This window comes from Sphingobium indicum B90A, assembly GCF_000264945.2.
In the GTDB taxonomy this organism is placed as follows: domain Bacteria; phylum Pseudomonadota; class Alphaproteobacteria; order Sphingomonadales; family Sphingomonadaceae; genus Sphingobium; species Sphingobium indicum.
In genome coordinates this window covers 2,444,097-2,457,624 of record NZ_CP013070.1, presented here as the reverse complement: position 1 = coordinate 2,457,624, position 13,528 = coordinate 2,444,097, and the positions used below count along the sequence as shown (strand labels likewise).

12 protein-coding genes and 1 riboswitch are annotated in these 13,528 nt (G+C 68.7%); of the genes, 5 read left to right on the top strand and 7 right to left on the bottom strand.

Features of this window, described 5'->3' with window-relative positions; translation table 11 throughout:
* The first annotated feature begins 240 nt into the window (after positions 1 to 240).
* From SIDU_RS11970 to SIDU_RS11960, 3 genes are read left to right on the top strand one after another with little or no spacing between them, the layout of a single operon-like run.
* A complete protein-coding gene (locus SIDU_RS11970) occupies positions 241 to 1,371 on the top strand; it encodes an efflux RND transporter periplasmic adaptor subunit (RefSeq protein WP_007686067.1) in 1,131 nt (376 codons plus the stop codon).
* Positions 1,372 to 1,383: 12 nt separating this feature from the next.
* Positions 1,384 to 4,527 (top strand): efflux RND transporter permease subunit, encoded by a 3,144-nt coding sequence (locus SIDU_RS11965; protein ID WP_007686069.1) that lies wholly within the window; start codon positions 1,384 to 1,386, stop codon positions 4,525 to 4,527.
* Positions 4,524 to 5,900 (top strand): efflux transporter outer membrane subunit, encoded by a 1,377-nt coding sequence (locus SIDU_RS11960; RefSeq protein ID WP_007686071.1) that lies wholly within the window; start codon positions 4,524 to 4,526, stop codon positions 5,898 to 5,900. The genes SIDU_RS11965 and SIDU_RS11960 overlap by 4 nt, the downstream gene beginning before the upstream one ends.
* A gap of 33 nt (positions 5,901 to 5,933) precedes the next feature.
* On the opposite strand, the gene cobU is transcribed toward SIDU_RS11960, so the two are convergent.
* The 7 genes from cobU to SIDU_RS11925 are packed head-to-tail and all read right to left on the bottom strand — an operon-like array spanning position 5,934 to position 11,032.
* Positions 5,934 to 6,437, bottom strand: a complete 504-nt coding sequence (cobU, locus tag SIDU_RS11955) for a bifunctional adenosylcobinamide kinase/adenosylcobinamide-phosphate guanylyltransferase (RefSeq protein WP_007686074.1) — start codon at positions 6,435 to 6,437, stop codon at positions 5,934 to 5,936.
* A 5-nt stretch (positions 6,438 to 6,442) separates the two neighbouring features.
* On the bottom strand, positions 6,443 to 7,378 hold the full coding sequence (gene cbiB / locus SIDU_RS11950; RefSeq protein WP_039980064.1) for an adenosylcobinamide-phosphate synthase CbiB: 936 nt from the start codon (positions 7,376 to 7,378) through the stop codon (positions 6,443 to 6,445).
* Entirely contained in the window at positions 7,371 to 8,348 is a 978-nt protein-coding gene (locus SIDU_RS11945; RefSeq protein ID WP_007686078.1) for an aminotransferase class I/II-fold pyridoxal phosphate-dependent enzyme, read from the bottom strand. Before SIDU_RS11945 ends, cbiB begins: the two co-directional genes overlap by 8 nt.
* A complete protein-coding gene (locus tag SIDU_RS11940) occupies positions 8,345 to 9,055 on the bottom strand; it encodes an adenosylcobinamide-GDP ribazoletransferase (protein WP_007686079.1) in 711 nt (236 codons plus the stop codon). Before SIDU_RS11940 ends, SIDU_RS11945 begins: the two co-directional genes overlap by 4 nt.
* Positions 9,052 to 9,615, bottom strand: coding sequence for a histidine phosphatase family protein (locus SIDU_RS11935; protein WP_007686081.1), 564 nt, complete (start codon positions 9,613 to 9,615; stop codon positions 9,052 to 9,054). The genes SIDU_RS11940 and SIDU_RS11935 overlap by 4 nt, the downstream gene beginning before the upstream one ends.
* Complete coding sequence (cobT, locus tag SIDU_RS11930; protein ID WP_007686083.1) at positions 9,612 to 10,628, bottom strand: nicotinate-nucleotide--dimethylbenzimidazole phosphoribosyltransferase; 1,017 nt, start codon at positions 10,626 to 10,628, stop codon at positions 9,612 to 9,614. The genes SIDU_RS11935 and cobT overlap by 4 nt, the downstream gene beginning before the upstream one ends.
* Positions 10,625 to 11,032, bottom strand: coding sequence for a DUF1636 domain-containing protein (locus tag SIDU_RS11925; protein ID WP_007686084.1), 408 nt, complete (start codon positions 11,030 to 11,032; stop codon positions 10,625 to 10,627). The genes cobT and SIDU_RS11925 overlap by 4 nt, the downstream gene beginning before the upstream one ends.
* A gap of 193 nt (positions 11,033 to 11,225) precedes the next feature.
* Positions 11,226 to 11,416, bottom strand: a riboswitch (cobalamin riboswitch).
* Between SIDU_RS11925 and SIDU_RS11920 the strand changes: the two genes are divergently transcribed.
* Positions 11,409 to 12,041 (top strand): MgtC/SapB family protein, encoded by a 633-nt coding sequence (locus SIDU_RS11920; protein WP_007686086.1) that lies wholly within the window; start codon positions 11,409 to 11,411, stop codon positions 12,039 to 12,041. (Overlaps the previous riboswitch by 8 nt.)
* Positions 12,042 to 12,191: 150 nt before the next feature.
* Positions 12,192 to 13,373 (top strand): acetyl-CoA C-acyltransferase, encoded by a 1,182-nt coding sequence (locus tag SIDU_RS11915; RefSeq protein ID WP_007686088.1) that lies wholly within the window; start codon positions 12,192 to 12,194, stop codon positions 13,371 to 13,373.
* The last annotated feature ends 155 nt before the right edge of the window (positions 13,374 to 13,528 follow it).

Here is a 13,528-nt window from a genome sequence, read left to right as displayed (position 1 = left end):
TCTCCTTCTAACCGCAATCGCTGGCCAAGTCTGCGTTCGGGCTGCGGTCGTTACATATCGATACAATCCGCTACACAATGATCCAACCGGATGAAAAGTCGCTCTACCACGCGACGGGGCGAAGAGGGATGAGGGGCAGGTCGGCGCCAGCCACTGGAGCCGACCTTTGCCCGGCGCGCCCCTCCCTCCCCCTGCGCCGGGCGAAGTCCCCCATCTTCATTCCGGAACCGCCCGACGACCATGCCCAGCCGCCTCCCCGCCCTTCGGACCGCCCTCTTGGCGCTTTGCGTCCTGGTCGCCGCCTGCGGCCAGAGGGAAGCGCCCAAAAAAGGGCCGGTCGAGGTCGGTGTGGTGACGCTGGCGACGCAGGACGTGACAGTATCCACCGAACTGCCCGGCCGCACCGCATCCACCATGATGTCGGAGGTCCGGCCGCAGGTCGCCGGCGTCATCCAGAAGCGGCTGTTCACCGAGGGTTCGACCGTGAAGGCGGGCCAGCCCCTCTACCAGATCGATCCCTCGCTCTATCGCGCTTCCCGCGATGAGGCGCAGGCCACCCTGGCCAGCGCGCAGGCGACCGCCGCCGCCGCCCAGGCAAGGGCCAGCCGCTACCGCACGCTCGGCCAGAGCGAGGCGGTGAGCGCGCAGGACCGCGACGACGTCATCGCCACCGCCCGCCAGGCGGCCGCCGCCGTGCAACAGGCCCGCGCCACGCTCCAGACGGCTGGCATCAACCTCAACTTCACGCAGGTCCGGGCGCCCATCGGCGGGCGGATCGGCCGGTCCGCCGTGACGCCCGGCGCCCTGGTGACGGCCAGCCAGGCGACGCCGCTCGCCATCATCCAGCAACTCGACCCGATCTTCGTCGACGTGACGCAGTCGAGCGCCAAGCTGCTCCAGTTGCGCCGTGCGCTGGCGGCGGGCAAGGCGCTGCCCGCCAGCGCCACGATCCGGCTGAAGCTGGACGACGGCACCGATTATCCGCTGGAAGGCCGCATCGAATTTGCCGAACCGATCGTCGATCCGGACAGCGGCACCGTCACGCTGCGCGCCCGTTTCCCCAATCCGGACGGCCTGCTGCTGCCCGGCATGTTCGTGCGCGTGGTCGCGCCGCAATCGGTCGTGCCGAACGCGATCCTGGTGCCGCAGCAGGGCATCAGCCGCGATCCCAAGGGCAACGCCACCGCGCTGGTGGTGGACAAGGGGAACAAGGTGGAGCGGCGCACCGTCACCGCCGCGCAGGCCGTGGGCGACAAATGGCTGATCACCGACGGATTGCGGAGGGGCGACAGGCTGATCGTCGAGGGCACGGACAAGGTGCAGCCGGGCGACGCGGTGAAGGCCGTTCCCGTCGACCGGGCCGCGAAATAAGGGGGCGGAACCTTGCTCAGCCGCTTTTTCATCGAACGGCCGATCTTCGCCTGGGTCATCGCCATCGGCATCATGATGGCGGGCCTGGGCGCGATGCTGACCCTGCCTATCGCCCAATATCCGGACATCGCTCCCCCGTCCGTCAACATCAGCGCCAACTATCCCGGCGCTGCGGCCGAAACCGTGGAGACCAGCGTCACCCAGGTGATCGAGCAGCAGCTCACCGGCATAGACGGCCTCATGTACTTCTCCTCCTCGTCGACGGCCAACGGCCAGGCGCGGATCACCGTCACCTTCAAGAAGGGCACCGATCCCGACACCGCGCAGGTGCAGGTGCAGAACAAGGTGCAGCAGGCGCTGAGCCGGCTGCCCAACGCCGTGCAGCAGCAGGGACTGACCGTCACCAAGTCGCAGACCGACTTCCTGATGGTCGTCGGCCTCTACGACAGGACGGACGCGGCGTCGCAGGCCGACATCTCCGACTATCTGGTCAATCATTTCCAGGACGCCATCGCCCGCGTGGACGGCGTCGGTTCATCCCAGATCTTCGGATCGCAATATGCGATGCGCGTCTGGCTGGACCCCTACAGGCTCGCCACCGTCAAGCTGATGCCGTCCGACGTGCAAAGCGCCATCGCGGCCCAGAATGTCGAGGTGTCGGCGGGCCAGATCGGCGCCGATCCCGCGCCGGAGGGGCAGCAGCTCAACGCCACCGTCACCGCCCGCGCCCGGCTGCAAACGCCCGAGCAGTTCCGCAACATCATCGTCAAGACGCAGAGCGACGGATCGGTCGTCCACCTGTCGGACGTGGCGCGGGTCGAACTGGGCAATGAAAGCTACACTTCCTCTGCGCGGCTGAACGGCCATCCCGCCTCCGGCATGGCGCTGCAGCTCGCGCCCGGCGCCGACGCGCTCAAGACCGCCGAACTGGTCAAGGCCAGGGTGGAGGAACTGTCGGCCGACCTGCCGCATGGCTATACCGTCACCTATCCGCGCGACACCACGCCCTTCATCAAGCTGTCGGTGGAGGAAGTGGTCCAGACGCTGATCGAGGCGGTCGGGCTGGTCGTGGTGGTGATGTTCGTCTTCCTGCAAAGCTGGCGCGCGACGCTGGTGCCCGCCATCGCCGTGCCGGTGGTGCTGCTCGGCACTTTCGGCGTGCTGGCGCTGTTCGGCTATTCGATCAACACGCTGACGCTGTTCGGCATGGTGCTGGCCATCGGCCTGCTGGTCGACGACGCCATCGTCGTGGTCGAGAATGTCGAACGCATCATGGAGGAGGAAGGGCTTTCCCCGCGGGACGCCACGATCAAGTCGATGGAGGAGATCGGCAGCGCCCTGATCGGCATCGCCCTGGTCCTGTCCGCCGTGCTGCTGCCCATGGCCTTTTTCGGCGGGTCGACGGGCGTCATCTACCGGCAATTCTCCATCACCATCGTCTCCTCCATGCTGCTGTCGGTGGTGGTGGCGCTGATCCTTTCGCCCGCGCTCTGCGCGACGATCCTGAAGCCGGTTTCGCATGAGCATCGCGACCGCGGCTGGACCGGCAGGTTCAACCGCTGGTTCGGTCGCGTCACGGATGGCTATATGACGCGGCTGAACGGCTTTATCGGCCGCCGAACCCTCTTCTGGATCGGCTATGCGGCGATGCTCGGCCTGCTCTGGCTGCTGTTCGTGCGCCTGCCCACCAGCTTCCTGCCGGTGGAGGACCAGGGCCAGGTGATGGTCCAGGTCACCTTGCCCGCCGGCGCCAAATCATCGCGCACCAGCGCCGCCGTCGACCAGATCCAAAATTATTTCACCAATGACGAGAAGGACAATGTCGACTTCATCTTCGTGACCCAGGGTTTCAGCTTCGCCGGACAGGGGGAAAATACCGCGCAGGGCTTCGTCAGCCTCGCGCCTTGGGACAAGCGCAAGGGCGCGGCCAACGGCGCGACCATGATCGCGAACCGCGCCACGAAGCAACTCGCCGCGATCCGCGACGCCAAGGCGCTGGCGACGACGCCGCCCTCTATTCGCGGACTGGGCCAGTCCAACGGCTTCACCTTCGAACTGCTGAATACCGGCGGCCTCAGCCGCGAACGCTTCCTCGAAATGCGCAACCGGCTCATGAGGGCGGCGACCGGCAGTCCGAAACTGGCGGGCGTGCGCGCCGCCACGCTGGAGGACACGCCGCAGCTCAAGGTCGACATCGACTCCGAGAAGCTCGCGGTCCTGGGCCTCACTCAAAACAGCGTCGACAATGTGCTGAGCGCCGCCTGGGGCAGCACCTATATCAACGATTTCGTCGACCGTGGCCGGGTGAAGCGCGTCTATATGCAGGCCGACGCGCCCTTCCGCGCCTTGCCCACCGATCTCGACAACTGGCAGGTGCGCTCTGCCGCGACCGGGGAAATGGTCCCCTTCTCCGCCTTCGCCACCACCCATTGGGCGATGGGGCCGACCACCGTGTCGCGCTATAACGGCCAGTCCGCCTATGAAATCCAGGGGCAGGCCGCGCCGGGCTCCAGCTCGGGCGAGGCGATGGACGAGATGGTCAGGCTGCAAAAACAGCTTCCCCCCGGCACCGGCTATGCCTGGAGCGGCCTTTCCTATCAGGAGCAGCTATCCGGCGGGCAGGCGCCGCTGCTCTATGGCCTGTCGGTGCTGGTCGTGTTCCTCTGCCTCGCCGCACTTTACGAAAGCTGGTCGATCCCGCTTGCCGTGCTGCTGGTGATTCCGCTCGGCCTGATCGGCGCGGTGCTGGCGGTGACGCTGCGGGGCCTGGAAAACAACATTTATTTCCAGGTCGGCCTGCTCACCACCATGGGCCTCGCCGCCAAGAACGCGATCCTGATCGTCGAATTCGCGGAGCTGGCCTACCTCCAGGGCAAGGACGCGATGTCCGCCGCGCTGGAGGCCGCCCGCCTGCGCTTCCGCCCGATCCTGATGACCTCGCTGGCCTTCATCGCGGGCGTCATCCCACTCGCCATCGCGAGCGGCGCGGGCGCGCAGAGCCGCGTCGCCATCGGCACTGCGGTGGTCGGCGGCATGCTGACCGCGACCGTGCTCGCCATCTTCTACGTCCCCCTCTTCTTCCTGACGATCATGCGCATCTTCAACCGCAAGAACCCGCCCTCCCCCACCGCCCCCGCTGCGGAGGTTCCGGCATGAGGCGCGCCCTGTGCGCCCTCGCTTCGGCGGCTGCCCTGTCGGGTTGCAACATGGCGCCGACCTATGTCCGGCCCGCCCCCCCGGTGCCCGCCAGCCTCCCCAGCGGCCCGGCCTATGCGCCTGCGACGGCGGCGGAAAAACCCGGCCTGCCCTGGACCGCGCTGATCGGCGATGCCGGCCTGAAGACAGTGATCGGACGAGCGCTCGACAATAATCGCGACCTGCGCGCCGCCCTCGCCAATGTGGAGGCCGCCCGCGCCCTTTACCGGGTGCAGCGCGCCGAACGGCTGCCCGCCGTCACGGGCGAGGCGGCAGCCGGCTTTACCCGGCGGAACGACGCCCGCCAGAACAGCTACAGCGCCGACATCGGCTTCAGCGCGTTCGAGATCGACCTGTTCGGCCGGGTGAAGAACCTGACCCGGTCGGCGCTGGAATCCTATCTGGCGACCGAGGAAGGGGCGCGGGCCACCCGCATCGCCCTGATCGCGGAAACGGCCACGGCTTATGCGACCTTGGCCGCCGATCAGGATTATCTAGACCTTTCCCGCCGGACATTGGCCAATGCCGAACGCACGCTCGCCCTCACCCGGTCGCTGAACGGCGCGGGATTGATCGGCAAGCTGGACGTCCACCAGGCCGAAACCACGGTGGAACAGGCGCGCAGCGACATTGCCGCGAACCTCACCCAGGTGGCGCAGGACCGGAATGCCCTGGACCTGCTGGTCGGCGCGCCGGTCGAAGATGCGCTGCTGCCCCGGTCGTTGCAGGAACTCACCCCCGACATTGCGAAGGTGCCGGCGGGTCTTTCCTCCGACGTGCTGCTCCAGCGGCCGGACGTGCTGCAGGCGGAACATCAACTGAAGGCCGCCAATGCCGACATCGGCGCGGCGCGGGCCGCGATGTTCCCGAGGATCAGCCTGACCGCGGCCATCGGCGTAGCCAGTTCGGCCCTGTCGTCGCTTTTCACGGGCGACGGCTTCGCCTGGTCGGCGGCGCCCTCCGCCGGCATGCCGATCTTCGGGGGCGCGGCCAGAGGCAATCTGTCCTACAGCAAGGCGCAGCGCGACCTCAGCCTCGCCCGATATGAAAAGGCGATCCAGACTGCCTTTCAGGAGGTGTCCGACGCGCTGGCGCGTGAAGGCACGATAGACGAGCAGCAGGCTGCGCAGCAGCGGCTGGTCCTCGCCAGCCAGCGGAGCTACAAGCTAGCCGAGGAACGCTATCGCGCCGGCATAGACACTTTCCTCAACAGCCTGACCAGCCAGAGAAGCCTTTACAACGCGCAGCAGAGCGCGATCGCGACGAACCTGGCGATGATCAGGAACCGCATCCTGCTCTACCGGGTCATCGGGGCGGATTTCCGGGAGGGGTGATCGCCATGGCCGGCAAACCCGCGCTGCCTGTCCTTAACCCTTCAACCGCAGCGGCAACCCCGCCGCCATCAACATGACATCCTCGCACAGGGCCGCCATCTGCTGGTTCAGCCACCCCGCCTCGTCCCGGAACCGCCGGGCCAGGGCGTTGTCCGGCACGATGCCCAGGCCCACTTCATTGCTCACCAGCACGACAGGAACGGGACAGGCCCTCAACGCCTCCGCCAGAACGGCCCTGGCCCCGGCCAGGTCCGCATCGGCAAGCATCAGATTCGTCAGCCACAGCGTCAGGCAATCCACCAGGATCGCCTCCGCCCGACAGGCCGCTTCGGACAGGGCGGCGGGCAGGTCCATGGGCGCGTCGATGGTCAGCCACCGGCTTCCACGCTCGATCCGGTGGCGCGCTATCCGCTCCTCCATCTCCGCGTCGAACGCCTGCGCGGTCGCGATATAGGCCAGGCTCCCGTTCCCGACAGCCTCGCAGCGCTCCTGCGCATAGCGGCTCTTGCCGGACCGGCATCCGCCCAGCACCAGCATTCTCTTCATCCGACACCCTCCCAGATTGCGGTGAGGCCCCACAGCAGCAGGCAGGCGAGCACATAGATGCGCAGCGCCGCCTTCATCGCGCGGACGTCCGCTTCCCCGCCCGTCCCGATCCATGGCTTGTCGTGCAGCACGCCGTCATAGCGGATCGGCCCCGCCAGCCGGATGCCGAGCGCGCCGGCCATCGCGGCCTCCGGCCACCCCGCATTGGGCGAGGCATGCTTCCGGCGATCCCGCCGCAGCACGGCCCATCCGCCGCCCCCGGCAACGCAAAGGATCAGACCGGCGAGCCGCGCCGGCACCCAGTTCAACAGATCGTCGAAGCGCGCCGCCGCCCAACCGAAATCGGTGTAGGGCGCCTCCTTGTGCCCGATCATGCTGTCGGCGGTGTTGACCGCCTTATAGGCCCATATGCCCGGCAGGCCGAGCAGCAGCAGCCAGAACAGCGGCGCCACGACGCCATCGCAGAAGCTTTCGGCCAGACTTTCTATGCCGGCCCGCGCAACGCCCGCTTCATCCAGCGCGGCCGTGTCGCGGCCGACGATCCGGGCCACCGCCTGCCGCGCCGCATCCATTTCCCCCTTCGTCAGTGCGCGAACCACCGGCGCGACATGGACATAGAGGCTGTTCTGCGCCAGCGCCGGCCATGCGGCGAGCGCCAGCCATGGCCAGGCCGTGCCCCCGCCCCAGCGGCGGATCGCCCATTCCAGCGCCAGACCAACGCCTGCGCCCACGCCCAGCAACAGCAACAGCAGGGCAAATCCCGTCCAGCGGCGCACCCGGCCGCTCCACGCCTCCCGGTTCCATCGCCGCTCCGCCGCGCCGATGATCCGGGCGAAACCGCCGACCGGATGGCCGATCCGGGCGTGCAGCCAACCCGGCCAGCCAAGCGCCGCATCCAGCATCAGCGCCGCCAGGGCCGCCGGCTCACCCATCGGCCAATGCCCGGTCGAGGCGGGCGAGCGCCGCCGCATCGGCAGGCAGGCCGATCCGCAGCCAGCGCCGGTCCTCCTCGAAGGGGCGCGTCAGGATGGAACGCCGGGCCAGCCTGTCGAACAGGGTCCAGCCATCCTCCGCCTCCACCAGGCGGAACAGCGGGCATTCGCCCCGCGCCGCCAACCCATGGCGCGCCAGCACGCCATCCAGTTGCGCCGCGCGCTCCCCCAGCGCCGTCACTGTCGCGTCGATCCAACTCCGGTCGCGATAGGCAGCGCCGCCGAACGCGATGGCTGCCGCGGAAACCGGCCATTCCCCCAGCATCCGCCGCGCCCGGGCGACGACTTCTCGCGGCCCAAGCAGAAAGCCCAACCTGACTCCGGCCAACCCGAAGAATTTGCCGAAGGACCGCAACAGGATCAGCCGCCGCCCGTCCCCCACTTCGCCCGCCAGGCTGCATGAAGGCACAGCGTCGGCATAGGCTTCGTCGACGATCAGCCATCCTCCGCCCTCTTCCAGCCCGGCCAGCCATTGCAGCAGGCGCGCAGGCGGCAGGATGCGGCCGTCGGGATTATTTGGGTTGGCCAGCAGCAGGGCCACCGCTTCGCGAGGCGGTTCTTCCCCATCGGGCAACGGGGCGCCTTGCGCGAAAATCTCCGCATGGGTGCGATAGCTGGGGACGAGCCAGCGAGCGGGCATGTCCAGCATCCGTCCCACCAGCCGCAATCCCGCCTCGCTGCCCGGCAGGGTGCAAAGATGGTCGGGATCTACCCCGAAACAGGCGGCGGCGGCCGCCTCCATCGCCGCCAGATCGCGCGGATCGGGCAAATGCCGCCAGTCGACGGCCAGATGATCGGCCCCCGGCCATGGGAAGGGGCTGATTCCGGTCGAAAGGTCGATCCACTCCTTCCCGCCATAGACGGCGCGGGCTTCTGCCAGGCGGCCGCCATGCCAGGCGAAACCGCTCATCGCGCCGCCACCATCGCCAGCAGCAGGGCGCTCTCCAGCAATTCGATGCCGGCGCCATGCCCATCCCCGGAGATGCCGCCGATCCGGGACCGCAGCCAAAGGCCCCAAAGCGGGATCAACGGAACCGCCGCGAGAAGGGCGGGCGCCCGATAACCCAGCGCCAGCCCCAATATCGACCAGAGGATAAACGCCTCCGCCCGCCATCCGGCCCGAAAACGGCTCGCCAGTCCCTCGTGGAGCGGGGGCAGCCAGCGCGTCCAGAATAAAGGCCCGATGCGCGCCACCATCGCCACGGCCGCCAGCATCCATGGCGACAAACTCTCCAGCCACAGCCGCAACAGCACCAGCTTGGCCAGCAATTGCAGACCGATGGCGACCACGCCGAAGCTGCCGACATGCGGATCGGCGAGGACGGCGGACAGGCGCGTCCGGTCGCCATGCGCCGCCCCCGCCGCATCCGCTATGTCGCCCAATCCGTCGAGATGCAGCGCCCCGGTCACGGCCACCCAGGCAACCAGGCCGAAAAGAGCGCCGGCCCAGGGGTCGATCCGCATGCCCAGCCCGGCCCCGCCCGCGACCGCCAGGCCGACGGCGATGCCCGTTGCGGGCAGCCAGCGGACGGCGGCGGCGAAATCCCGCTCATCGACATGCTGCGCGGGCAAAGGCAGCCGCGTCATCAATTGCAGGGCCAGCACCAGCCTCTTCATGCGATCAGGCCCGTAATCTGCCCCGACGGTCCTTCGGGCCAGATCCGCAGGCTCAGCACCGCGCCATAAGGCAGGTCCACCGCCCAGCCCCGCCGCGCGTCGAAACCGCACAGCACAGACAACGCCGCCCGGATCGCCCCGGCATGGCAGACCACCAGAACCGGCTCGCCCAGCGCGGCCAGCCCGTCCCCGATCCGATTGCATAGGTCGGTCCAGCTTTCACCCCCAGGCGGGGGAAATCCGTCCGGATCGTCCCAGAAGCGGGCAAGATCCTCCGCCGGAAGGCGCGCCGGGTCGGCTCCCTCCCAATCCCCGAAATGCAGTTCCCGCCAGCGCGAGTCGACGTCCAACTCCACGTCCCGCTCCGCCGCGATCGCCGCGCCCGGCGTCCGCGCCCTGGCGAGGTCGGACGTCACCACTCGCGCGAAATCCAGATGCCGCGCCCGATCGACGCAGAGGGCGATCCCCTCCGCCTCCGGCGGAGCGTCCAGATGGCCGAGCAACCGTCCGGCAAGCTGCGGCGCGCCATGGCGCATCAGGTGGAGCGGAAAGGCGTTCACAGCGCGCCGGCCACGGCCGCTTCGGCAAAGCTCGCCATGCCCCCATGCGCGGCCAGGGCGGATCGCACGATCTGCGCGGCGACCGCGGCGCCGCTCCCCTCGCCCAGCCGCATGTCGAGCCGCAGCAACGGCTCCAGCGCCAGAGCGGCCAGCAGGCGCTCATGCCCCGCTTCCGCCGACATATGGGCGGCCATGCAATGGTCGACGATCACCGGATTATCCTTCGCCAGCGGCGCGACCGCCGCGCAGCCAATGAACCCGTCCAGCATGACCGGCACGCGCAGCATCCGCGCCGCCAGCACCGCGCCGGCCAGCGCCGCGATCTCTCGCCCGCCCAGCCTTCGCAAGGTTTCGAAGGCGTCGGCGCAATGCGCCCCGTGCAGGGCGAGCGCCAGCGATACCGCATCGGCCTTGCGCGCCAGCCCTTCGCCATCCACGCCTGTCCCGCGCCCCACCCAATGGGCCGCCGCACCCCCAAAGGCCTGCGCGCAGAGCGCCGCCGCCGGCGTGCTGTTGGCAATGCCCATCTCGCCCGGCAACAGCAGGTCGAGGCCCTCTTCCGCCGCCGCCGCTCCGGCATTGATCGCGCTCAGGCAATCCTCCTCGCTCATGGCCGCCTCCGCGCAGATGTCGCCGGTCGGCCGTTCCAGATCGAGCGCGACGACGGCCAGTTCCGCGCCGCAGGCCTGGGCCAGCGCGTTGATCGCCGCGCCGCCATGACGGAAATTGGCCACCATCTGCGCCGTGACCTCTGCCGGGAAGGCGCTGACGCCCCGCGCCGCAACGCCATGATTCCCCGCGAAGATAGCGGCGCGGATGCGCTCCGCCCGGGGCCGTTCCCGCCGCTGCCAGCCCGCCATGAACAGGGCGATCTCCTCCAGCCGCCCCAGCGAACCGGCGGGCTTCGTCAGCATCCGCTGCCGCTCCGCCGCCGCTGCGGCAGCGCCTGCGTCGGGGGCGGGAAGCTCCGCCAGAGCGGCGGCAAAGGCGGCCCGGTCGACGAAGCGGATCATGAACAGACGAAGCCGTCGGGCGGCGTGCGGACGATGAAATGCCCCTTCACCCCCTGCGGCCAGTCGGCATAGCGCACCACGCCCTCCTCGCTTTCGGCGTGGCGCGCCGCATAGTCCAGTATCGCCCGCGCGGCTTCCTCATCGGGGGTGAAGTCGCCCAGCACATAGCCGACCTTTCCGGTCCCGCGCACATGCACCGCGCAATGGCGATCGCAGGCGAAGAGGCAGGGCATGTCCTGCACCGCGACAGCCGCATAGGCGGGATCGCCGTCGCGAACCCTGTGAAGCGCCTCGACCAGCAGGGCGCCGCCTCGCCGCCCTGCCGCATCCTCCCGCTGCTCCGCCGAAAGACGGCAGGTCGAACAGACGACCACCGACGCCCCAGGCCCGACAGCCCGCAGCATCAACGATGGCCCCGCAAATCAGTCATTCCACATCCTCCAGCCCGGCGGCATATGCCCCATCGGGAACCGGGCAAGGGAGGACGGGCCGGCACCAGGGCAGGCGACAGGACTCCCCCCGCGCGGTCGCACCGGCAAGGCGATGGCTGTCGCTCGGCGAGGAGACCCCCGTTCGCCCGGCACACCCTGTCCGGTCGAAGAACGACGGCGTCAGGCAGGTCTCCTGGCTCGCGGGTCGATGCTGTCCGGCCGCCTTCTCGAAACCCTGTCGGTTCAATGGCGCGATGGCCGGAAGGCTCGCCGCTTACAGTTGCAGGGGCAGCGCGGGCATTTCACCCGACTTCCCTTTTCATCCCCTTGCAGGGAACCTGTCGCGCCAGTGCTGATAAAGCCGGCTTCGATCAATCGCAAGGCCGGAAATGGGAGGGTGGCGACGCGGTCGGGCCTCGGCTTCCGCTTCCGTCCGTCCTGTAGGGAACGGCAGCCGCCCTTCGCGGGTTTCATGGCCATGTTGGCCAACGATTTCGGCACCACGCTCGTCCGCCTTGTCCTTGCGACGCTGCTCGGCCTTGCCCTGGGCTTCGAGCGGGAACGCAACGGCCATGATGCGGGCCTGCGCACCCATGGCCTGGTGTCGCTGAGTTCGGCCATGCTGACGCTGTCGGCGCTAGAATTGGTGGAAGCGCACCCGGACGGGGATCCGATCCGCGTGGTTCAGGGACTTGCCCAGGCGATCGGCTTCATTGCGGGCGGCCTTATCTTCGTGCGCGGCGGGGATGTGCGCAACATGACCACGGCCGCCAGCCTGTGGATGGCCGCGGCCGTCGGCATCACGGCCGGGGCGGGCCAATATGTGCTGGTGCTCGTCGGATCGCTGATCGCGCTGATGCTGCTTTCCTTGCTCCTCCTGGTCGAAAAGCGCATCGCCCGGCGAAGCCGCAAGACGGACAGGCTGGAGGGCGACGCCATGCCCAACCGGCGCGGTTCCGTGGTCCCGGATCGCGAGGGTTGAACGGCAAATCCGCGCCGCCTTCCCCGGCTGCGCGCCCGGCGGTATAGGAAAAGAGCGAACCGATGCGAATGGAAAATCAGGGTTGCGATTCGCCTGCGACGCGGCGCTTCGCCCCGTCCGGAATCTGCCCAGGCGCCTGAGGAAAGAAAAATGAACAAGGACATCATCATCGCCGGCTATGCCCGGACGCCCATGGGCGGTTTTCAGGGCGCACTGGCCAGCGTCTCCGCCCCGGAACTGGGCGCCGTCGCGGTCAAGGCGGCGGTCGAACGCTCCGGCGCTGCGCCGGAAGCCATAGACCGCATCTATATGGGCTGCGTCCTGCCCGCCGCGCTTGGCCAGGCGCCAGCGCGGCAGGCGGCGCTGGGCGCGGGCCTGCCTCAATCCGTCGAAGCGACCACGGTCAACAAGATGTGCGGTTCGGGCATGCAGGCCGCGATCATGGCGGCCGAAGCGCTGAGCGCCGGGACGGTGGACATCGTCGTCGCCGGCGGCATGGAGAGCATGACCAACGCGCCCTATGCGCTGCCCAAGCATCGCTCCGGCGCGCGCATCGGCCATGATCGGATCATCGACACGATGATGATGGACGGGCTGGAGGACGCCTATGACCGCGGCAAGCCCATGGGCGCCTTTGCCGAGGATACGGCCCGCGACTATCAGTTCACCCGCGCGGAAATGGACGCCTATGCGATCGAAAGCCTCGCCCGCGCCAATGCGGCGATCGACAGCGGCGCCTTCGCTGGAGAGGTGGTGCCGGTCATCGTCAGGACGCGCGGCGGCGAGGTCCAGGTCGACAAGGACGAACAGCCCGGCAATGCAAGGCCGGAGAAGATTCCGTCGCTCAAGCCCGCCTTCGCCAGCGATGGCGCGATCACCGCGGCATCCTCCGCCTCCATCTCCGACGGCGCGGCCGCGCTGGTGCTGACCCGCGCCGACGTGGCGGAGAAGCTGGGCCTGGCGAGGGAAGCGCGCATCGTCGCCGCCGCAGCCCATGCCCATGCTCCCGCGCTGTTCACCACGGCCCCGGTCTTCGCGATCCGCAAGGTGCTGGAGAAGGCGGGCTGGTCCTCCGGCGATGTCGATCTCTACGAAGTGAACGAGGCGTTCGCCGCCGTCGCCATGATCGCGATGCGCGACCTCGACATTCCGCGCGACAGGATCAACGTCAATGGCGGCGCCACGGCGCTGGGCCACCCCATCGGCGCAAGCGGCGCGCGCATCATCGCCACGCTGGTGGCGGCGTTGAAGGCGCGGGGCCTCAAGAAAGGCGTCGCGGCGCTCTGCATCGGCGGCGGCGAAGCGACCGCCGTCGCGCTCGAAATCCTGTGAGCGGGACGAAGGGAACATCCTGGACCGGCGCGATCCGGCAGGCGCCGGTCCTTCGATCCATGTCCATCAAGTCATGAATTTGGCGTGGCGCAACTTGTCGCGAGGGAAGGTTCGGCACGCGGCCTAGGCCGCAAACTCATAAATGGCGCGTTCGA